The organism is Pseudomonas sp. yb_9 (assembly GCF_043103635.1).
Lineage (GTDB): Bacteria > Pseudomonadota > Gammaproteobacteria > Pseudomonadales > Pseudomonadaceae > Aquipseudomonas > Aquipseudomonas monteilii.
The window spans coordinates 1-20707 of sequence record NZ_JBICKA010000004.1 but is presented as its reverse complement, the minus strand read 5'-3'; the positions used below and the strand labels follow the sequence as shown (position 1 = coordinate 20707).

At 62.9% G+C, this 20707-nt stretch carries 22 protein-coding genes; 5 read left to right on the top strand and 17 right to left on the bottom strand.

Features of this window, described 5'->3' with window-relative positions; genetic code table 11:
- Nucleotides 1-551: AlgP family protein (locus ACF8MI_RS00200; RefSeq protein WP_392491583.1), on the bottom strand; the 551-nt coding region annotated here is incomplete at its 3' end.
- 179 nt (nucleotides 552-730) lie between these two features.
- Between ACF8MI_RS00200 and ACF8MI_RS00195 the strand changes: the two genes are divergently transcribed.
- The gene (locus ACF8MI_RS00195; RefSeq protein ID WP_060499471.1) at nucleotides 731-1369 is read left to right on the top strand and encodes an FKBP-type peptidyl-prolyl cis-trans isomerase; all 639 of its coding nucleotides are present in this window, start codon (nucleotides 731-733) and stop codon (nucleotides 1367-1369) included.
- 9 nt (nucleotides 1370-1378) lie between these two features.
- Here the strand turns inward: ACF8MI_RS00195 and ACF8MI_RS00190 are convergent, their stop codons facing one another.
- The 7 genes from ACF8MI_RS00190 to ACF8MI_RS00160 form a co-directional block, all read right to left on the bottom strand.
- Complete coding sequence (locus ACF8MI_RS00190; RefSeq protein ID WP_060499463.1) at nucleotides 1379-1849, bottom strand: Rsd/AlgQ family anti-sigma factor; 471 nt, start codon at nucleotides 1847-1849, stop codon at nucleotides 1379-1381.
- 230 nt (nucleotides 1850-2079) lie between these two features.
- Nucleotides 2080-2586, bottom strand: a complete 507-nt coding sequence (locus tag ACF8MI_RS00185) for a disulfide bond formation protein B (RefSeq protein ID WP_060499464.1) — start codon at nucleotides 2584-2586, stop codon at nucleotides 2080-2082.
- Nucleotides 2587-2808: 222 nt separating this feature from the next.
- Nucleotides 2809-4047, bottom strand: a complete 1239-nt coding sequence (locus ACF8MI_RS00180; RefSeq protein WP_016714408.1) for a heme biosynthesis protein HemY — start codon at nucleotides 4045-4047, stop codon at nucleotides 2809-2811.
- Complete coding sequence (locus ACF8MI_RS00175; RefSeq protein ID WP_060499465.1) at nucleotides 4044-5144, bottom strand: uroporphyrinogen-III C-methyltransferase; 1101 nt, start codon at nucleotides 5142-5144, stop codon at nucleotides 4044-4046. The genes ACF8MI_RS00180 and ACF8MI_RS00175 overlap by 4 nt, the downstream gene beginning before the upstream one ends.
- Nucleotides 5145-5189: 45 nt before the next feature.
- A complete protein-coding gene (locus tag ACF8MI_RS00170) occupies nucleotides 5190-5957 on the bottom strand; it encodes a uroporphyrinogen-III synthase (protein WP_392517274.1) in 768 nt (255 codons plus the stop codon).
- Nucleotides 5954-6895 carry a hydroxymethylbilane synthase gene (hemC, locus tag ACF8MI_RS00165; RefSeq protein ID WP_060499467.1) on the bottom strand — a complete coding sequence of 314 codons (942 nt, stop codon included), beginning with the start codon at nucleotides 6893-6895 and terminating at the stop codon, nucleotides 5954-5956. The genes ACF8MI_RS00170 and hemC overlap by 4 nt, the downstream gene beginning before the upstream one ends.
- A 117-nt stretch (nucleotides 6896-7012) precedes the next feature.
- Nucleotides 7013-7756: a LytTR family DNA-binding domain-containing protein gene (locus ACF8MI_RS00160; protein ID WP_060499468.1), complete on the bottom strand. Its 744-nt coding sequence runs from the start codon at nucleotides 7754-7756 to the stop codon at nucleotides 7013-7015.
- Between the two features lie 296 nt (nucleotides 7757-8052).
- Between ACF8MI_RS00160 and argH the strand changes: the two genes are divergently transcribed.
- Nucleotides 8053-9447, top strand: a complete 1395-nt coding sequence (gene argH, locus ACF8MI_RS00155) for an argininosuccinate lyase (RefSeq protein ID WP_024087971.1) — start codon at nucleotides 8053-8055, stop codon at nucleotides 9445-9447.
- Nucleotides 9448-9572: 125 nt separating this feature from the next.
- On the opposite strand, the gene ACF8MI_RS00150 is transcribed toward argH, so the two are convergent.
- On the bottom strand, nucleotides 9573-10235 hold the full coding sequence (locus ACF8MI_RS00150) for a glutathione S-transferase (RefSeq protein WP_060499472.1): 663 nt from the start codon (nucleotides 10233-10235) through the stop codon (nucleotides 9573-9575).
- A gap of 147 nt (nucleotides 10236-10382) precedes the next feature.
- Here ACF8MI_RS00150 and ACF8MI_RS00145 point away from each other — a divergent pair, with 147 nt between their 5' ends.
- The gene (locus ACF8MI_RS00145) at nucleotides 10383-10682 is read left to right on the top strand and encodes a hypothetical protein (protein ID WP_043203257.1); all 300 of its coding nucleotides are present in this window, start codon (nucleotides 10383-10385) and stop codon (nucleotides 10680-10682) included.
- A gap of 69 nt (nucleotides 10683-10751) precedes the next feature.
- Nucleotides 10752-10997, top strand: a complete 246-nt coding sequence (locus ACF8MI_RS00140; protein ID WP_060499473.1) for a TIGR02647 family protein — start codon at nucleotides 10752-10754, stop codon at nucleotides 10995-10997.
- Between the two features lie 27 nt (nucleotides 10998-11024).
- On the opposite strand, the gene ACF8MI_RS00135 is transcribed toward ACF8MI_RS00140, so the two are convergent.
- The 8 genes from ACF8MI_RS00135 to ACF8MI_RS00100 form a co-directional block, all read right to left on the bottom strand.
- On the bottom strand, nucleotides 11025-12968 hold the full coding sequence (locus tag ACF8MI_RS00135; RefSeq protein ID WP_186723156.1) for a cytochrome c/FTR1 family iron permease: 1944 nt from the start codon (nucleotides 12966-12968) through the stop codon (nucleotides 11025-11027).
- 108 nt (nucleotides 12969-13076) lie between these two features.
- Nucleotides 13077-13865, bottom strand: a complete 789-nt coding sequence (locus ACF8MI_RS00130) for an RHS repeat-associated core domain-containing protein (RefSeq protein ID WP_082426405.1) — start codon at nucleotides 13863-13865, stop codon at nucleotides 13077-13079.
- A 67-nt stretch (nucleotides 13866-13932) separates the two neighbouring features.
- Nucleotides 13933-15363: an efflux transporter outer membrane subunit gene (locus tag ACF8MI_RS00125; RefSeq protein WP_060499475.1), complete on the bottom strand. Its 1431-nt coding sequence runs from the start codon at nucleotides 15361-15363 to the stop codon at nucleotides 13933-13935.
- Nucleotides 15360-16235, bottom strand: coding sequence for an HlyD family secretion protein (locus ACF8MI_RS00120; RefSeq protein WP_104833635.1), 876 nt, complete (start codon nucleotides 16233-16235; stop codon nucleotides 15360-15362). Before ACF8MI_RS00120 ends, ACF8MI_RS00125 begins: the two co-directional genes overlap by 4 nt.
- Complete coding sequence (locus ACF8MI_RS00115) at nucleotides 16232-16444, bottom strand: DUF1656 domain-containing protein (protein ID WP_003255905.1); 213 nt, start codon at nucleotides 16442-16444, stop codon at nucleotides 16232-16234. Before ACF8MI_RS00115 ends, ACF8MI_RS00120 begins: the two co-directional genes overlap by 4 nt.
- A complete protein-coding gene (locus ACF8MI_RS00110) occupies nucleotides 16441-18528 on the bottom strand; it encodes an FUSC family protein (RefSeq protein WP_104833636.1) in 2088 nt (695 codons plus the stop codon). The genes ACF8MI_RS00115 and ACF8MI_RS00110 overlap by 4 nt, the downstream gene beginning before the upstream one ends.
- On the bottom strand, nucleotides 18525-18977 hold the full coding sequence (locus tag ACF8MI_RS00105; RefSeq protein ID WP_060499478.1) for a MarR family winged helix-turn-helix transcriptional regulator: 453 nt from the start codon (nucleotides 18975-18977) through the stop codon (nucleotides 18525-18527). The genes ACF8MI_RS00110 and ACF8MI_RS00105 overlap by 4 nt, the downstream gene beginning before the upstream one ends.
- Nucleotides 18978-19149: 172 nt before the next feature.
- Nucleotides 19150-19944, bottom strand: coding sequence for a tetratricopeptide repeat protein (locus ACF8MI_RS00100; protein WP_060499479.1), 795 nt, complete (start codon nucleotides 19942-19944; stop codon nucleotides 19150-19152).
- Nucleotides 19945-20151: 207 nt separating this feature from the next.
- On the opposite strand from ACF8MI_RS00100, the gene ACF8MI_RS00095 reads away from it, so the two are divergent.
- Nucleotides 20152-20707 (top strand): WYL domain-containing protein (locus tag ACF8MI_RS00095; RefSeq protein ID WP_200928937.1); only part of this gene is annotated, 556 nt, incomplete at its 3' end.

The window sequence follows — 20707 nt, the reverse complement described above, 5'->3', positions numbered from 1 at the left end:
GCAGCGGTCGCTTTGGCAGCTGGCTTAGCCGCAGGTTTGGCAGCAGCGGTCGCTTTGGCGGCTGGCTTCGCCGCAGGCTTGGCAGCAGCAGTCGCTTTGGCAGCTGGCTTCGCCGCAGGTTTGACAGCAGCCGGCTTGCTGGTTTTGGCAGCACGCGAATCCAGCGCTTTGGCTGCGGCCTCGCGAACCTTGCCTACGCCCTGGGCCAGCTTGAGGCTGTCTTGAGCGTCACGCTTGAGTTGCTGAATATAAGAGCGGGTCTGGGTTTGGCGTTCCTTGAGGGAATCGAGCAGTTCTTCAAGTTCGCCGATGGCTTTTTGCGCTTTGGTCTGCGCCTTGGCTTTACCTGCCTTTGCGGCATCCTGCAATTTCAGGCGGCCGTTGTGCAGTTTTTCCTGCGCTTTGCCACGCTGCTTTTCCAACTTGGCCAGCAGTTTTTCCGCATCAGCCAGCGCTTGCGAGCAGGCCTCTTCCAAGTGTTCGAGCAGGCTGCCCGAAAGTTGCTGGAGCAGGTGTAACGGCGTACTTACTGGCTTCTTTTTGGCCGACATGGTTTACCTCCTGGCTGACGAGATTGCGGCTCATACTATGCTTCTGCTGCTACCGCCGCTAGGGCATGTTGACCGTAATAGTGACGCTGCGTTGCATGCCTGGGCAAAGTTGTTATCTTGCAGCTGCGTGAAAGTGTAGTTGCTGAATTAATCATTGCTGATCTTTGGGAGCCAGGGTGTTGCCTCGATATCTTGTATTAGGTTTATGCCTGCTGGCCCCCATCGCCATGGCCGACAGTGACGAGCACGACCTGGCCTACAGCCTGGGCGCGAGCCTGGGTGAGCGGTTACGCCAAGAGATGCCAGGCTTGCAACTGGATGCACTGGTCGAAGGCCTGAAGCAGTCCTATCAGGGCCAACCACTGAAGCTGGACAAGGCACGCATGCAGGCTGTGCTCCAGCAGCATGAAGCACAGGCAGGTGATGCCGACACGCAGAAACTCCGGGCAGCCGAAACACGCTTCATGGCCAATGAGCGTGGCCGTTATGGTGTGCACGAACTACCGGAGGGTGTGCTGTACAGTGAACTGCAGCCAGGCACGGGCGCACAGCCCAAAGCAGGCGGCAAAGTGCAGGTTCGCTATGTGGGCAGGCTGCCGGATGGCTCGGTGTTCGACCAGAACCAGACACCGCAGTGGTTCAGCCTGGATTCGGTGATCGAAGGGTGGCAGGTGGCCTTGCCGCTGATGCACGCTGGCGCCAAATGGCGCCTGGTGATTCCTTCAGCGCAGGCCTACGGCGCCGAAGGAGCGGGTGACCTGATCGCACCCTATACACCTCTGGTATTCGAGATCGAGCTGCTGGCGGTTGGCGACTGACGCCAACGTTCAGGCCTCGACTGCGCCCTCTTCCTTGTGCGCGGTGTGCAGCACTTCGATCAGGCAGTCTTCGAGTTCGAAGCGCTCGTGCAGCAGGCCGCCCAGCTTGGCCAGCTTCTCGGCGAAGCGCTCGGTGTCCTTGCACTCGCCCTTGCTGCAATGATCATTGAAGGCCAGTGCAATCTGGGTGATGTCATTGATCCGCGGATTGATCTCTTCAGCCAGCTTCAGCGCTTTCTCGTCATCGAATGCCTTGGCCTCACTGACCAGTTGTTCGCAGACCTCGAAATGCCACGCCGAAACGTAGTCGACCAAGAGTGCACAGAAGTCACTGTGCGTATCTTTGTCAGCAAAGGCCGGCTTGGCATCGCGCAGGTCGCGGAAAGCCTGCACCAGTTGCTGGCGCTCCTCCAGCCAACGGTCGATCAGCTTGTGAACCCCACCCCAGCGTTCCTGAGCATTCTGACAACTATCGAGCATGGCGATCTCTTCCCTTCTGGGTAGATGCCGCTGCACCTCGCACCACGACCGCGCAGCACAAAGGTGACATCAGCAGGACGGCATCGAGCGGTTGTGTTTTCGGTATACGTGCTGCGAGATTATTCCCGCGCGTGCTGCCCATCAAGGTACGCAGCACACAAAGTTCATACAAGTGTTTAATACCCTGTTACATCGCCATTGGTCACACTCATGACGCAACCTTGCGCAGGTCAAGTTCGTGCCAGGGTGCGGAAACGATAAGCCAGCAGGCAACTCAAGGGCAGCGCCGCCAGCAGCAGAAAGGCCAACAGGCTCCACTCGGGCAGTGTCAGGTCGAGAAAGCTCCAAGTCAGCGAGTTGCAATCCGGGCCACCCAGCAACAGTTGCCGCGCCGCCTCGCCCCAGGATTGCTCGAACACCCGCCCAATCGGAACCGGACATACATGGATGACCGCACCAGCGCCCTGCAACCAGACATGCCGCGCCGCCAGCAACGCACCGGCCAGCGAGCAGCCCAGCGTCGCCCGCGCGTACCGGCGGATGCCCTGCAAGCCTGGCGCCTGCAGCACAGCCCCCAGGCACAGCAACGCGTACGCCGCGAGCAGCAGACGCTGGCTGAAGCACAAGGGGCACGGCACCAGCCCTGGCATGTTTTCCAGTTGGAAAGACGCAGCCAGCACCGCCAGTGCGGCCAGGCAGGCAGGAAGGAAAAAGGAGCGCAAACGGGCCGGCAGCATGGGCGGTGAAGGTCCCGGGGAAGAAGGAGTGGCTTGAAACGGTAGAGGAAAGACGCGCTTTGTTTCAAGGCGCGACAGCAACGACAAGTCGCTGAATCGTGTAGGAAATTTCTAGAGTGGTGGTAGGAGGTGACTGAAGAAAGGGATTGCAGCGCCAACGTGCAGGCGTAGATAAATTACCAGCCCCCAAAGCCCGCGCCTTAGCGCGGGCTTTGGGGTGGGTCAGGCGCGTACGCCTTCTGGCAACGGCAGGGCCAGCAGGCGCTCGTCCAGCAGGCCGAGGCCCTCCTGGAACAGCTGGTTGCTGCGTTCGGTCTCGCCCAGGCCAGCAAGCAGGCGGGCCAGCTCGGCACAAGCCTCGGGGTTGCGCTCCATGCGCAGGCTGCTTTCCAGATAGTCACGTGCCTTGCCCCACAGGCGGTTCTGCAGGCTCAGACGGCCCAGGGTCAGCAGCAGGCTGGCGTCTTGCGGATGAGCCTTGAGCCAGCCTTCGGCGGTTTGCAGCTGGCGCGCCGGGTCATCACCGCGCACCAACCCGTACAAGCGGGCCAGGTGGCTTTCGTAGTCACGCTTGAGCGCAGTGCGCAGCACCTGTTCGGCCTCGCTCTGCGCGCCCACCTGGCGCAATTGCTCGGCGTATGCCAGCACCAGCTGTGGTTCCTGACGCTGGGCTGCGGTCAATTGCTGCCAGGCTCGCTCCAGGGCCTGACGCGCACTTTGTGCGTCTTCGCCACGGGTGGTGGCCAGGCTCAGGTTCTGGCCCCAGGCGCGTTGTTCAAGGGCAGCCAGCTCGGCGGGCGGCAGTACCTTGCCCTTGCGTAGATCGGGCAAAAGGCGGATGAGGGCCGACCAGTCACCACGTTCCAGGTGCAGACGTTGCAGCAGGCGCAGCACCTGGGTGTTGTGCGGATGACGCTCCTGCATGGCCAGCAGGGTTTCCAGCGCCCCGTCACTTTCGCCACGGTCCATCTGCAACTGGGCATGCGTCAGGGCAATGGCCAGTTCCGCTTGCGGCTGACGCTCCAGCGCCCGCTCCAGCAGGTTGTCGCTGTCTTCGGTGCGGCCTTGCTCGTTGGCAGCACGCGCGGCACCCAGGTAATACAGCAGCGGTTGGCGCTCGGCCTCGGCGGCACGGTGCAAGTGGCGCTGGGCGCTGGCCCAGCGGCCTTCGGCGAGGTCCAGCTGGCCCTGTTCGATGGCCACGCGAATGCGCCGGCTACGGTTGCGCCGCGACCACGGGTTGACCACGCCGCTGGAGGTCAGCACCAAGCCAACCAGGTAACGCAACAACCACAGCAGTGCGACCACGGCCAGCAGGCCGGCCAAAGCCGCCCACAGCCCCGACTGATAGCGGAAGCCACCATAGGAAATCAGCACGTAGCCGCTGTGCTTGGCGACTGCGATCCCCAACGCCGCAGCGACCACAATCGCCAGCACAGCCAACAGGTAGACACGCTTCATGGCTTGCCCCCTTCAGCCTCGGCCGGCAGGTGGCGGCGCTGAATATAGGCCTGCACGGCCGCCAGGCTCTCGCTGAGGTCGGGGGTAACCACCGACACTGGCTGATCGGCCAGGGCATTCAGGCTGTCGAGCATGGCCTTGCTTTGTGGGTTGTCGGCGTTGAAGTTGGCCAACAGTACGCTACGGGCGTCGTCCAGCGCCTGGGTGTAAACCTTGGCATCACCATTGAGTGCGGCCCACTGGGCCTGCTCGATGGTCAGGCTCAGGGCCAGGCGCAGCTGGTTCAGTTGCTGCCCGGCCAGCAACGGCCGCACGTTGTCATCGGCATTGAAGTCGATCTGGAAGTACTTGGATATTTCTGCCCACCACTGCGACAGGCGACTGGCACCATCACCGTCGGCAGTCAGGGCGCCGAGTGCATCGGCGTTGCTGGCAAACTCGGGGGACTGGGCACTGAGCTGCTGCACCAGCTCGCGCTGAGCGGCCAGCTTCAGGAACAGGCCGGTACGGTCTGGCTGCTGGGTGCTGTTGAGCGTGGCCAGGCTGCGCGCCAGTTGTTCGCGGGCGGCGAAGGCACCTGGGTCGCTCTGTTCGCGCAGAATTTCATCAGCGCCCTCGACCAGGGCCTTGGCGCTGGTGATGTCCTGTAGCGCCGACAGGCGCAGGGTGGCCAGGCGCAGCAAGTGCTCGGCCTCGGCCAGGCGCCATTCCTTGCGACTCTCGCCAAGCACGGTTTCCAGGCGCTGGCTGAGGCGTTGCTGGTCACCTTGCAATTGCGCCACCAGGCGGCGGCGGTCTTCCAGTTCGCTGGCAGCCGGCAGGCTGGCCAATTGCGCGCTGATTTGCTGTTCGCGTTGTTGCAGGGCTTCGGCGCGCTGGTTCAGCGCTTCGATGTGCTGGCCCTGGTTGAACTCACTGCCTTGCAGTTGGCGTACCTGCCAGACACCCCAGCCACCTACCGCCACCCCGGCTGCACCCAGCAGCAAGGCCAGCGCTGCCAGGCCATTGCCGGAGCGCTTGGCGGGTGGGGCGGTGACGGGTTCCGACGGCGCCTGTGCCGACGGCTGATCGTTATTGGACAAGACAGTCTCGCTCACGTATCCATCCTTTGCATGGGGGCGCATCGCGTTCAGCTTAGCGCCTTAAGAGGCAGGTGCAGCGCTGCGCTGCACAGCTGCCAGCAAGGCCGTGGCACTGGCGCCACGGCAATCCACAACCTGTTGGGCCCCGGCGGCCCTGGCCTGCTCGGCGACCCTGGGGCTGGGCACGAACAGCGGCAACTGTGCCAACTGCGGCCAATCGGCGCCGGCCAGCTGCTGCAAATGTTCAAAACCCTGCCCACTGCTGACCACCAGGCCATTGAGGCGTTCCGCTTCGATACGACGCTTCAGGGTGCCCGCCGGATAAGCCGGCAGGCAGCGACGATACAGTTCCAGATATTCGACACTAGCACCTTGCTCTGCAAGACGCTCTGCCAGCAGTTCGCGACCTCCGACGCCGCGAACGATCAACACACGCGGCGCAGGCACGGAAACGGCCTGGCGCAGGGTCGGCAGCGCCAGCAAGGCTTCGCTGTCATCGCCACGCGGCGGGCAGCTCACCCCCAGGCCTTTCTCCTGCAGCACTGCGGCAGTGGCCTCGCCCACGGTGAACCAGCCTTGCCGTGGCGGCTGCAAACCGGCCTCGGCCAGTTGCTCAAGCAACAGCCGGGCGGCAGGTTTGCTGACCACGATGATCGCCTGGAAGCCATGCAGGCCGTCCAGCAACAGGCGTTGCCGGGCCTGCCCGGTGACGGGCTCTATCTCCAGCAGCGGCATGCAGCTGCCGCCCACCCCCGCTGCCGCCAGGCTTTGCGCCAGTGCTGCGCAGTCCTCGGCAGAGCGGGTCAGCAACAGGCGCCATTGGCTCACGGGTGGCCGGCCTCGCCGTAGACTTCCTTGAGGATGGCCTCGGCGCCCTGGCCCAGCAGGTCTTCGGCTACCTGTACGCCGAGCATTTCAGCGCCAGAGCGAGGGGCGCGGGCATCGGCCACCAACAACGTACCGCCGCTAGGCTGACCGACCAGGCCACGCAGCCACAGCTGGTCGCCTTCGAGCACCGCGTAGCAGGCGATCGGCACCTGGCAGCCGCCATTCAGGCGTTTGTTCAGGGCACGTTCGGCCACTACCCGGTCGGCGGTGTCGGCATGGTGCAGTGGCGCCAGCAGCGCGTGGATCTCGACGTCGGCGCTGCGGCACTCGATGCCCACCGCGCCCTGCCCGCCAGCCGGCAGGCTGTCATCGACGCTGATGGTGGAGGTGATGCGGTCTTCGAAGCCCAGGCGGATCAGGCCGGCTGCAGCGAGAATGATGGCGTCGTACTCGCCAGCATCCAGCTTGGCCAGGCGGGTGTTGACGTTGCCTCGCAGGAAGCGGATTTGCAGGTCTGGGCGGCGCGTCAGCAACTGGGCCTGGCGGCGCAGGCTGGAGGTGCCGACGATGCTGCCGGCAGGCAGCGCTTCAAGGCTGTCGAAGGTATTGGAAACGAAGGCATCGCGCGGGTCTTCGCGCTCGCAGATGCAGTACAGGCCCAGGCCTTCGGGGAAGTCCATGGGCACATCCTTCATCGAATGCACGGCGATGTCGGCTTCGTTGTCCAGCAGGGCGGTTTCCAGTTCCTTGACGAACAGGCCCTTGCCGCCGATCTTGGCCAGCGGCGCATCGAGCAGCTTGTCACCACGGCTGACCATGGGCACCAGGGTCACCAGCAGACCGGGGTGAGCCTGCTCGAGGCGGGCTTTGACGTATTCGGCCTGCCACAGGGCCAAGGCACTTTTACGGGTGGCAATGCGGATTTCGCGAGTGGACATGAAACGCCCCGATCCAGAGAAATACCGTCGATGATAACAGCATCGCCGGTATCCCTTGCAGATGTGGATCAACAGGCAATATGCAGCCGGCTGTAGACACGCGCAACCCCAGTGAAGTCAGAGGCTTTGCATCATCTTGCGCACGCCTGCCACATGCCGCCGGCTGACGGTCAGGGCATCACCGTCCAGGCCTTTCAGGTACAGCTGAAAATGCCCCAGCGGAGTACGCTGCAGGCGTTCGATGCGTTCGCGAGCCACCAGCGCATTGCGGTGGATCCGTACGAAGCGTTCGCCAAATTCATCCTCCAGGGCTTTGAGCGGCTCGTCGAGCAACACTTCCCCGGCCTCATGGCGCAAGGTCACGTATTTGTGGTCGGCAATGAAATAGATCACCTGGGGCAAAGGAATCAGCTCGATACCTTTGCGCGTGCGGGCACTGATGTGGCTACGCGGGCCGCCACCTTCATTGGCCGGCCGGGTAAGCGCCGCCAACTGGGCGCGGTTGGGTTTTTCGGCCTTGCGCAAGGCATCGCGCAGCGCCTGGGCCTGGAACGGCTTGGTCACATGGCTGAGGGTACTGTCCTTGAATGCCTCGGCACCGTATTCGTCATCCCCGGTGCAAAACACCACCGCCGGCGGCGCCTCGCGCTCGCACAAGCGTGCGGCAACCTGCAGGCCATCCAGGCCTGGCATGCCGATGTCCAGCAGGACCACATCGGGCTTGAGGCTTTCGATCAGCGCCAAGGCCTCCTCGCCGTTGGTGGCGCTAGGCTCCAGCACGGTGTAACCCTCCAGTTCGCCGAGCAGCCGGCTAAGCCGTTCACGGTCTTGGGGTTCGTCATCAACGATCAGGACATTCATAATTGCGCTGGATTCCTGAATGAGTCTCGCACAGGTATAGCGTAGACAGGTGTGGTTCGAGCGACACTGCGGTCACGCTCTAGACCGGTGCGATGGCCAAAGATTCACTCGGCCGGCAGATTCACTGCCAGTCCTCTGTCCAACTGTAGACGGTCCGTGGAACACTGCCGTTCATTCCTTAAAATCGTTCACCACCCTTTTCCGGGCATTTCTCTCGACCAGCGCCCTGCGGCGGCCAGCCCAACCCTGCTATTATCGGCGCCACTTTTTCGTTCACGCCTGCAATGAGTGAATCCATGAGCACCGACAAGACCAATCAGTCCTGGGGCGGCCGCTTCAGTGAGCCCGTCGACGCCTTCGTCGCCCGTTTCACCGCCTCGGTCGATTTCGACAAGCGCCTGTACCGCCACGACATCATGGGTTCGATCGCCCATGCCACCATGCTGGCGCAGGTCGGCGTGCTCAGCGATGCCGAGCGCGACACCATCATCGATGGCCTGAAAACCATCCAGGGCGAGATCGAGGCTGGCAACTTCGACTGGCGCGTCGACCTCGAAGACGTGCACATGAACATCGAAGCACGCCTGACCGACCGTATCGGCATCACCGGCAAGAAGCTGCACACCGGCCGTAGCCGCAACGACCAGGTGGCCACCGATATCCGCCTGTGGCTGCGCGATGAAATCGACCTGATCCTGGCCGAAATCACCCGCCTGCAGCAGGGCCTGCTGGAGCAGGCCGAGCGTGAAGCCGAAACCATCATGCCTGGCTTCACCCACCTGCAGACGGCCCAGCCGGTCACCTTCGGCCACCACCTGCTGGCCTGGTTCGAAATGCTCAGCCGCGACTACGAGCGCCTGGTCGACTGCCGCAAGCGCACCAACCGCATGCCCCTGGGCAGCGCCGCGCTGGCGGGCACCACCTACCCGATCGACCGCGAACTCACCTGCAAGCTGCTGGGCTTCGAAGCCGTGGCCGGCAACTCGCTGGACGGCGTGTCGGACCGCGACTTCGCCATCGAATTCTGTGCTGCTGCCAGCGTGGCGATGATGCACCTGTCGCGCTTCTCCGAAGAGCTGGTGCTGTGGACCAGCGCGCAGTTCCAGTTCATCGACCTGCCTGATCGTTTCTGCACCGGCAGCTCGATCATGCCGCAGAAAAAGAACCCGGACGTGCCAGAGCTGGTACGTGGCAAGACCGGCCGCGTGTTCGGCGCCCTGACCGGCCTGCTGACTCTGATGAAAGGCCAGCCGCTGGCCTATAACAAGGACAATCAGGAAGACAAGGAGCCGCTGTTCGACGCCGCCGATACCCTGCGCGACTCGCTGCGTGCCTTCGCCGACATGATCCCGGCGATCAAGCCCAAGCACGCCATCATGCGTGAAGCGGCCCTGCGCGGTTTCTCAACCGCCACCGACCTGGCTGACTACCTGGTACGCCGTGGCCTGCCGTTCCGTGACTGCCACGAAATCGTTGGCCACGCGGTGAAGTATGGCGTGGACACCGGCAAGGACCTGGCCGAGATGAGCCTGGACGAACTGCGCCAGTTCAGCGACCAGATCGAGCAGGACGTGTTTGCCGTGCTGACCCTGGAAGGGTCGGTGAATGCCCGTGATCATATTGGTGGTACGGCGCCGGCGCAGGTGCGCGCGGCGGTTGTTCGCGGCAAGGCGCTGCTGGCTTCGCGTTAAGGTCTCAAGGCGAGGGCTTCGCCCTCGTTCGCGGGCAAGCCCGCTCCCACAGGTATTGCACCGGCCTCAAAAGCGGTGCTTTACCTGTGGGAGCGGGCTCGCCCGCGAATGGCCCAACTCTGATTTCAGCGTTTACCGCTGCGAATCATCTCCATGAAGGCTGGCATCGCCGCCTCCTTGTCTGCCACGATCCGCGCCATGTGCGGGTTCTCGCCCATCCGTTGCAGCAACGCCTTGCCCTGCGGGAAGTCCGCCAGGAAGTCGATGTTCAGCACCTTTTTGCCCACGGCATAAGCCAGGTCGACCGAGAAGCAGAACATCAGGTCTGCCAGCGTCAGTTGTTCGCCTGCTACAAACGGCGCAAAGCGACCGTTGCGCTTGAGGGTGGCAAACCCGGCCAGCAAATCGGCCCGGGCTTTCTCTTTGACCAGAGGCTCAACCGACATGCCGAAGAATGATTCGGCATAGCAAGTACGCGCCGGCAGCTCGATATACAGCTCGATTTCCTTGAGCAGCTCACGCACCTTGGCCTGCCCGAACGGGTCGGCGGGCAGCAGCGCCTTACCGCCTTGGGTCTGTTCGATATAGTCGAGGATCACACTGGTTTCGCTGAGGAAGCCGTGTTCGGTTTCAAGCACTGGCACCTTGCCGCGAGGGCTCACTGCCAACGCATGTGGCGCCTGGCCGCCATAGAATGCGACTTCCTCGAAGGGCAGGCCTTTTTCCAGCAGGGCCAGCTTGACCATGTTGTAGTAGTTGCTGACCGAGAATCCGTAAAGCTTGAGCATGGGGTAACAGCCTCCAGGCCGTAAGGGGTTGGCCCGGCTTTTATAGACCGTACGCCCGCCCCTGACCAGCGTCATGCACCCCGTCAATGCCCGGGCATTGCCGCCACAGGCGTGGCACACTGTGTGTCCCCCAACAGGAGTACCGCCATGAGCGAGCCCACCGACATCGACAATGACGACGAAGCCTTCGCCGAGGCGACCCTGACCCAGGCGATCGAGAACCAGATTGAAAGCGGCGAACCGCCTGCGGCCAAGGCCACCTTCAACAAGCTGACCCTGGTCGGTTACGAGCGCGAGGACATCCTCAACCTGATGGCCCATGTGCTGGCCTTCGAGATCGACAACATGCTGGTGGAAGACCGCGCCTTCGACGGCGAGTGGTACGAGAATGCCCTGCGGGCGCTGCCTGAGCTGCCACCTGAGATGGATCAAGGCGACGACGAATAACCCGTCTACACTCCTAGGTCAGGCACCGTCAGCGGTGCCGCCATCCTTGTCTGGAAGTCAGGAGTCGCCATGTCCTTTACCCCCGATCTGATCGCTGAACTGGAAGTACTCGCGCTGTTCAAACACGACAGCAGCCAGGAAGGCATCAAGATAACTAGCACCGCCGCCCCTGCCCTGATCGCGGCTGCGCAACGCCTGCATGAAAAAGGGCTGACCGATCAACCCGATGGCGGCTACCTGACCAGCCTGGGTCATGACGCCGTCGAAAGTGTCCAGCTGCTGCAGAACATTCTCAAGGCGCCACAACCTGCCTGATCAAATAGGTTTCTCAGGATGGCGGCCTCAGTTGGCCGCCGCCCTGGCCTTTTCCGTCAACCGCGAGCGCCCATACAGAACCATGATGGCCAGCAAGGCCACCGCCTGCGCCGACAGCGAGTAGGCATCGGCATGAATCCCAAGCCAGTCGAACTCGAAGAACGCCACCGGCCGCGTACCCAGTACACCAGCCTCTTGCAGCGCTTTCACGCCATGCCCGGCGAACACCACCGACAGCGCACACAGCAGAGCGGCGTTGACGCTGAAGAACAGCGAAAGCGGTAGCTTCGCAGAGCCACGCAGGATCACCCAGGCCAGCCCAACCAACAGCACCAGCGCCGTGGCGCCACCGGCCAGCACCGCCTGGTGCCCGGCAGGGCCTGCCTGCAACCATAGGGTCTCGTAGAACAGGACCACTTCGAACAGTTCGCGGTACACCGAGAAAAACGCCAGCAAGGCGAAGCCGAATCGTCCGCCGCCGCTGACCAGGCTGCTTTTGATGTAGCTCTGCCAGGCAGCGGCGTGGCGGCGGTCGTGCATCCATACGCCAAGCCACAGCACCATCACAGCAGCAAACAACGCCGTACAACCTTCCAGCAGCTCGCGCTGGGCGCCGCCCACATCGATCACATAGGCAGCCAATGCCCAGGTGGCAAAGCCGGCAACCAGTGCCAGACCCCAGCCGATATTGACGCTACGCACCGCTGACTGTTGCCCGGTGTTACGCAGGAAGGCCAGGATCGCCGCCAGTACCAGAATCGCTTCAAGCCCTTCGCGCAGCAGGATCAGCAAGCCAGAGATAAAGCTCAGCGACCAGCTCAGGCCATCGCTGCCCAACAGCTTCGCGGCTTGGTCTAGCTTGGCCTTGGCTTCGGCCAGCCGTTGCTCGGCCTGGGCCACGGGCAACCCGTCCTGCAACGATTGGCGATAAGCCATCAGGGATTTTTCAGTGTCCTTGCGCACCTGAGTGTCGATATTGTCCAGCGAGCTTTCCACCAGCTCGAAGCCTTCCAGGTAGGCCGCTACCGACAGGTCATAAGCTTGGTCATGGTCACCTGCGCGGTAGGCGGCCAGGCTCTTGTCCAGCGTGCTGGCGGTGTATTCGAGCAATTGCGCCGGGCCGCGTTTGACCTGCGGCGGCTGTGCACGCTGGGCACGGAACGCTTCCACGACCGCGATGCCTTCATTGACGGCAACTTCGGCCGGGGTCTGCCGGGCCAGGTCGGCAATGTTCCAGGTCTTGTCGCCTTTGCCGGCTTCCGGCTTGGCGGTGAAGCTCGCGATGTAGGCGGCCACATCCCAACGCTGGCGGTCATCCAGCTGGTCGGCAAAGGACGGCATCTCGGTGCCGTCGATGCCTAAGGCCAGGGTATTGTAGAGGTCGAACAGGCTCAACTGGTCAAGGCGCGCGACATCGCGCAGGTTGGCAGGCGCAGGATCCAGGCCCACGCCTGCCGGGCCGTCGCCTGCGCCAGTGTCGCCGTGGCAGATCGAGCAGTTCAGCGCATAAAGCGAAGCGCCGCGAGCTGGGTCCGGGGTGATCACCGGCGCCTGGCTGACCTCGTAGGCCACTGCCAGGCGCGCGCCCAGTTGGCGGGCCTGCCTGGCGACTGCCGTGCCGTCCTGGCGCTGATCAATGGCCTGGCGCAACGCCTGGACGCCCTGCTCCAGAGCGCCTTGCTCGGTATTTGCGGGCAGGCTTTTGACCAGCTCGGCCAATACCGTGCTGAACTCCTGTTGCTCGCGGTATTCGCCAGCGTCGACCACCTTGCCCTCTTGCACGGTCGGAGGGTAGTCGGCGCCAATGTAGTCCAGCAGGTGCAGGGCCTTGGCGGCCTCGGCGGGGGACTCGGCCAGCGCCAAGGTACTGCACAGCGCCAGTACCGGGCCGACCAATATAGCCGGCAGCCAGGCGAACAGACGGGAACGGATTTTCATGGCCAGTCTCGAAGGGAATGCGAAAGAGAACATTGTTCACTCTGACTTGGCTTCCCTCAAGGGTGCTGGGCGGATTTCATGAAAAATCTTGCTACAAATCTGACAAAGCGGGATGGCTTTGCCTCCGGTTCCCCAGCGGTGTCATGTATGCCCACCTACCTGACGAATGATTGCAGTCTTACCTTCAATTTCACCCGATACACGCTGTCCTTTGCTAAGGCGAACTTGAAAATTGTCAACTTTATTGTTGGATAGCAATTTATAGTTACTGGCACCCGCCAACATTGAAGCGTCTTTGGGAGACATGCCAAAGTGATGTATGGCGTTCTGAAAAACATCAAACACTTTCTGCTCAGAATCGGTCAGCATTTTGAAAGTGGCGTTGGATTTGTCTAACGTCCAGCCCTTGCTGGAGCCTGAAGATGCGCTGGAGCTCCATGATAATTGAGAGCTGTAACGCCCACTGCTGGCTGAGTGCCCTCCGGAAGAGCTAGATGTACTCGATGGCGATCGTCTCGACGAGGGTGACGCTAAAACGGGAGCACTGCGCGCTCGGGTTGGCGAATTCAATTTCGGTTTGGAATCCATCTGTAACGATAATGGGCGCGGAGGTTGCTTAACATGCCCCGTTGGATCAACGTAATTGATGGGGTCGCACGAGACATAGGCATAACTGCTCCACCCGCCCTTGCCAAACGGACTCCAGCTGTCCGGGCTGTTAAATCGCATCAGCACAGGGCTGAAGGCCCGGTAGCCGGCGCCTAGCAGATGACATCCTGTCACCCGGTCATGAGGCTGGCCATTAAAGCCCAGCCCCCCGATTGGTTGAGTTGCATCGAACCCATAAGGCGTATAACTGGACTTTGCACAAAAGTTTTGAGTCTGCCCATCCATGATGAAGTCAGACAAACAACACGTAACTTCTTCCATGTTCCACCCGCTCGGTTAGGTCAGGCAGAGCATGACGAACACTCAAACGGTCAAGTAACTAGTAGATCTATGGGCGTGACTTCCCAGCTGGGCTTTCCTTCCAGCCCCCCCCCAACGCCAAAAACACCCCAATCTGCCCCATCGCCACCTGGCTGTTGGCCGCCGCCAGTTGGGCACGCATATCGGTATAGGTCCGCGTCGCCTGCAAATCTGCCAGGAACGACTCACGCCCCGCCTGGTAATACCGGTGCGTCTGGTCTGCCGCCTCCTTGGCCGATTTTTCTGCCTCGGCCAGCGCATCGCGCCGGTCCAGCAGCGCGCTGTATTGCGCCAGGCGGGTCTGGGTTTCGCGAATGGCGTTCAGCACCACGCCATCAAAGTTTGCCAAGGCCGCCTGAGTAGAGGCTTCAGCCATGCGAATGCGCGCACGGGTGCCGTTGGTAGGGATGCTCCAGCTGATCTGCGGGCCGAAGCCCCAGCGGTTGGTCGCGGGCTCGCCCAGGTTCTCCAGGATGCCGATGGTGCCAACCTGGGCGCCGATGCTGATATCCGGATAAAGCGCGCCAGTGGCAACGCCGATGTACGCGGTGGCCGCAGCCAGCTGGCGTTCGGCCTGACGCACGTCTGGACGGCGCTTGAGCAACGCGGCGCCATCGCCCACTGGCACCCGCTGGTTCAGGTGCGGCAGCTCGGCACAATCGGCGGTACCGGCAGGCAACTGGTCAACAGGCTTGGCCAGCAGAGCCGCCAGGGTATACATGCCGGTCTCGCGCTCGGCCTTGAAACGCGGCAGTTCGGCACGCAACGACTTGAACTGGGTTTGCGACCGGGTGACCTGGGTTTCATCACCACGCCCGGCATCACGCAGGCGCTGGTTCAGCTTCACGCTTTGCTCCTGCAAGTCGAGTGACTCGCGGGCGATGTGGTATTCCTCGTTGGCCGAGCACACCTGGGTATAAGCCTTGACCACATCCGCCACCAGGGTGATGCGAGCAGTGTCGGCAGCGGCCTGCACTGCGTCGGCATTGGCCTTGGCAGCCTCGGTACCGCGCTTGAAAGTGCCCCACAGGTCGAACTGATACGAAGCGCTGATGATGGCCTCGCCGATGTTGGCCACCGGCACCTTCTCGGGCAGCAGGAAAGCTTCACCCGACTCCTGCAGGCGCTGGGCACCCAGTTTGACGCCGCCGTTGAAGCCACCTTGCGATTCGGCCACTTCGACCTGCGCGCGGGCCTTGGCGATGTTGGCGGCGGCTACGCGCAATTCGGTGTTGGCACTCAAAGCCTGGCGCACCAGTTCGTTCAGCCGTTGATCCTGATACAGCTGCCACCAATCCTCAGGCACCGGTGCCGAGACCACGCTGTCGGCATCCTGGCGCAACGGGCCGTTGAGGTCGCTGCGTTGTACCGCCGCGTCTTTCGGCACCTCGTAGTCGGGGCCCACCATCATGCAGGCCCCCAGCAACAGGCACAGACCAGCCAGGATCAGCTGTTTCATGGGTGCTGGCCCTCGATGATCGACACCGTGGCGGTGCGCCCGGCAATCATGCGGAAGTCTGCCGGCACTTCGTCGAAGGCGATGCGTACCGGAATACGCTGGGCCAGGCGCACCCAGCTGAACGCCGGGTTGACGTTGGGCAGCAGGTTCGCGCCGCTGCTGCGGTCGCGGTCTTCAATGCCGGCAGCGAAGCTTTGCACATGGCCGCGCAGGCGGGTGTTGTCACCCATCACGCGAATATCCACGGCATCACCGATCTGGATACCGCCCAGCTTGGTTTCTTCAAAGTAGCCATCGACGTGGTACGAAGCGCTGTCGACCACCGACAGTACAGGGCGGCCGGCGGTGACGAATTCGTGATTACGCGGGGCGCGGTCGTTGAGGTAGCCGTCTACCGGGCTGCGTACCACCGAGCGGTCGAGGTTGAGCTGGGCGGTATCGACCGCTACCTGTGCCTCGCTGACAGCCGAGCGGGCGCGGGCCTCGCGGGACTGGCTTTCTTCCAGTTGCTCGGCGGCCACCAAGTTGCCCAGTTTGCGGTTGCGCTGTGCTTCGCGTGAGGCCTGGGCCAGGGTTTCCTGGCGCTCGCCGAGGGTGGCGTTGGCCTGGCGCAGGGCCAGGGTGAAGCGGTCCTGGTCAATGGTGAACAGCACGTCGCCGCGTTTGACGGTCTGGTTGTCGCGCACCTCGACCTTCTGGATCAACCCGGACACATCCGGGGCTATCTGGATCACGTCGGCGCGAATGTGGCCGTCGCGGGTCCAGGGGGCAAACATGTAGTACACCACCATCTGCCACACGAGCACGGCGGCGAAGGTCACTACCAGCAAGGTCAGGACCACACGGCCCAGGGTCAGCAAAGGTTTTTTCATGGCAGCATCAGGTTTCGGCAAAAGTGGTCCACCGCGCCAAGCAGCACGGCATACAGGGCAACGTTGAACAACGCCCGGTGCCAGACCAGGCGGTAGAAGTGCAGGCGCACCAGCACCGCGTGCACCCCCAGGAACAACAGGTAGGTGCCAAACATCATCACCAGCAGCGTGGGCAGGAACACCCCGCTGATATCCAGTTCACCAATCACAGGGGTGCTCCGTCGAGGCCGGGAGGCAGTTGCGGTTGTTCGGCGGGTTCGAGCATCACTTCCACACCCGGCAGCAGCGCCAGTCGCAAGCCGCTCAGGGCATGCAGCAGGTGGGTGCGGGCATCGCCGCGCTCGTACAGCTCATCCAGGTTCAGCGCCAGGCGTGCACGCTCCATGTTGCGCAGCAGTGCGGCCGGGGCATGCAGGCGTTCGCCGGCACGCAGGCAGGCGGCGTAATGTGCGCCCACTTCCTCGACCACCGTGTTCAGGGGTTCGCGGGCTTGCTGGCCGGCACGCGGCATGTAGGCGAGCAAGTCGAGCAGGTTTAGCCCTACGCGCAAATCGCGCAGTGCCACGCCGCTGTCCTGGCCGGTTTGCGACAGCCGCGGCAGATGCTGCATCAGGCGGTCGAGCATTTGCACACCCACCTGGCGGTGCTCGGCCAGGGTGGCGGGTTCGGTCATTTCTACGATGTCGCGCCAGGCGAAGCGGGTCATGCGTTTGGCCGCCAGTTCCACACCGAACGGGCGCATTACCAAGGTCCAGATGAACGCGAACAGCAGGCCCACGGGGCCGGCCAGGTTGGAGTTGAGGAAGGTGAAGAAGTCGGCGTCGTAGGCGCCCTGGATGCTGATGAAGGTCGAGGTGTTGACGATGGTCAACAAGGTACCCAGGTAGAAGCGCGGCTGCACGGTCAGGGTGCCGACGCAGATGAACGGCACGGCGAAGGCCAGCACCAGCATCGGGAAGTCGTGCAGGTTGGGCAGCACCAGGAACAGGTACAGGCTGGAGAAGATGACCGACATCAGCGTCCAGAAGAAGAACCGGTAGATCTGCGGTGCCGGGTCGTCCATGGCGGCAAAGAAGCTGCACGACACAGCGGCGAGGATCACCGCGCTGGCGCCGTCGTTCCAGCCCAGGCCGATCCACAGGCCGCAGGCGACAACGATCGCCAGTACGGTGGAGGCCACTGAATACAGCATCAGGCCACGGTCGAAGAACGCCGTCAGGCGACCAAGGCGCCAGTGGCGGTACACCGCGCGCCAAGGCGTAGCGTCGTCGGTGCGCAGGGCGTGTTGCAGGGTACAGCAGTCCTGCCACAGGTCAGCCCATTCGCTCAGACGGTACAGGGCGTTGGACAGCAGCAGCTCGGCACGTTGGTCAAGGGCAGCAGCGCCGGGCTGCAGGCGATCGATCTGTTCATGCAGTGCGGTCCAGCGTGCGACCGAAGCACTTTCGGCAGTGCCTTTGAGCCAATCGCGGGCAGCCTCAAGCACTGGCTGAAGCTGAACGAACTGCGCCGGGGCGCGGCCTTCCAGGGCAACCAGTGCGTCATCAAGGGCGTCGATCACTGGCAGCAGGTGAATCATGCGCCCGCGCAACTCGCGGGCGTTTTTCAGCGTATGCGGGCCGGCGCCTTCATGGCCGAGCTGGCCGATCATCAGCTCCAGCGAGTTGAAGGTGGCGACCATCGCCCCGCGCATGCCACCAACCTTGTCGGCACTGACTTCGCGGGCCAGGTAGGTGTCGCTGTAGCGGATCGCTTCGGTGAACCAGCTACCGGTGGCGCCAACCACCACAGGGGCAAGCCGGCGCGGCCAGAAAATGGCACCGACCACTGCCGCGCAGACGATACCCAGGCAGATTTCCTGCGCCCGGGACGATGCCACGTCGAACACTGCCAGCGGGTTATCCACCACCGCCAGCGCAATCATCGGCAGGGTATAACCGGCCAGCATCAGCACGTAGTTGTTGGCCGTACGCAGGTTCAGCGACAGGAACAGCAAGGTGCCCGTCCACAAGGCAATGGCGATGCTCAGCAACAACGGCGACTGCACCAGTGGCGGCACCAGGAAAATCGCGCCACCGGCCCCCAACAGTGTGCCCACGGCGCGGTACAGGGCCTTGGAACTGGTCGGGCCGACGAACGGGCTAGAGACGATGTACACCGTGGCCATCGCCCAGTAGGGACGTGGCAACTGCATGAGCAGCGCAATGTACAGGGCGATCATGGAGGCCGCGAAGGTACGCACGCCGTAGAACCAGTCACGCGCCGGGGGGACTGAGCTGAAGAAACCGTTCATGCCGCCCCGCCCGTGCTGCCCAGGCCGGCCGCTTCGAAGGCACGCAGCACGCGCAAGGCAGCTTCCAGGTCGGCCTGGTCGATGCCGTTCAGCACATCGCGACGCAGGCGAACCAGCTCGGCTTCGATGGCTTCGGCCAGGGCGCGGCCTTCGGCGGTCAGGCTCAGGGCTTTGGCGCGGCGGTCCAGTGGATCCTCGCTGCGGCATACCAGGCCGGCCTTGCACAGTTGGTCGAGCAGGCGCACCAGCGACGGGCTTTCGAGGCCGGCAGCCTGGGCAACAGCCACCTGATGCACGCCATCACCCAGGCGCACGATCATCAGCAGCGGCGCGGCGCAGGCCTCGGAAATACCGTAACCGGTCAGGGCGGTGTGGCAGATGCGCCGCCAGTGGCGGGCGGCAACCACCATGCCGCTGCTGACTTGCAGGCGCAGGAGATCAAGGGACATGGAAGGAACCAAGGATATTCATAGTTTGCTAACTATCAATATACGCCTTGCCCTCCCCCTGTCGTCAACTGGGGGTGACAGAGGGTATGAATGAATTGTTGTTCATTTTTCAGCCTGTGCTGGCCGTTTCGCGGGCGTGCCCGCGAAGAGGCCGGCACAAGCTACAGAAAACTCAAGGCTGGATCTGGTCTTCCAGTTTCATGGTCAGGGCCAATGTACTGCCCATCTGCACCGCCCGGTCCCGCCACTCCTGGTAGCGCACCGCGTCCCGGCTGCTGAAGTGCACCGCCAGCTCCTCGGCTGCCTGTACCACCCCCGCCGCTGCCGCCAGCTCCAGCCAGTACAACGCAGCCTTGAGGTCGGCATCCACATACAGCCCGTGCATCAGCCGGTAACCCACCTCGAAACGGCAGCGTGCCTCACCCCGCTCGGCCCCGCGCATGAACCACTGGTAAGCCTGCACCAGGTCGACCTGCCAATCCTGGTCGCCATCGCACACTTCCTCCTCATACAGGTCACCCAATGCTGCAGCCGCATGCAACATGCCCCGTTCGAAGGCCTGCCGGTAGCACTCCGCCGCCTGCACGTAGGAGGGGTCGATGCCTTTGCCAAAATAATGCTGCTGACCGAGATTGAACCAGGCGGCGGCATTGCCCTGCAGAGCAGCCATGCGCAGCAGGTGACCGGCCAGCACGGTATCGGCGCGCCAATACTTTCCGTTGAGCCAGATCCAGCCGAGGTCGTTCAGCGCCGCCACACTGCCTTGCAACGCCTGACTACGCAGGTCGACGTATACCGCCTGCAGGTCACTGGCCTCATCCAGGCGGTTGACCAGCAATGAGCGCTGGCTGGGCAAGCCCACGCCGGCGAACAGGGGTGGCCGCCTCCCGACGGGGCTCGGTGGAGCGATGACCCGCTCGGGCAGAAGGCGGGCAAGCAGCGAATGGATATTGCTGGCAGCAGACATGTTCATCCTCATTGAACGACGCACAACCCCAACCTTCGGCTGTGATGAGGCGTGATTCTGCGTGACGTCACGTCAAAACCTGTCGCGAACGATTCGGTACCAGGCAACCAAATGCGACTTCCTTGATCTGAGCAGGCTGTGGCCAATTGCCATGCCCCTCGCGTGCCGCCATCCTATTGCGGCAAGCCTAGACAAGGACGTTATCTTTTGCCGTTCGCCACCACCCGCGCCACCCTCAGCCGACAATGGGCACTGCTGCGCCAGCTGCCCAGCCGTTCCCCAGGCATAACCAGCGCCGAGTTGGTGTGGCGCCTGCGTGACGTGGGCTTCACGGTCAGCAAACGCACGGTCGAGCGTGACCTCAACGAGCTTTCGCTGATATTTCCGCTGGAACGCAATGACAAGAGCATCCCGTTCGGCTGGCACTGGTCGGCAAGTGCGGTGGGTGAATTGCGCGGTAATTTCGACTTGCTGACGCACCTGCGGGGGGACGGGTTGCAACCGGCGCAGGGCGAAGGTGTGGAGCTGGTGGCGCGGACCAGCGACGCACTGGCGCGGCAGTTGCGGATTGCACCGTTGAGCAACGATATGCAGCTGACGGCGCTAGAGCATGGGCATCGGTTGCGGGCCACGGTGAACGATGGCTGGCCATTGCGCTGGTGGCTGTTGAGCCATGGGGATGGAGTTGTGGTGGAGCAGCCTGCGGGGTTGCGCGAGGAAATTGGCAAGATCTTGAGCAATGCGGCAGCTCAGTACCTTGGTT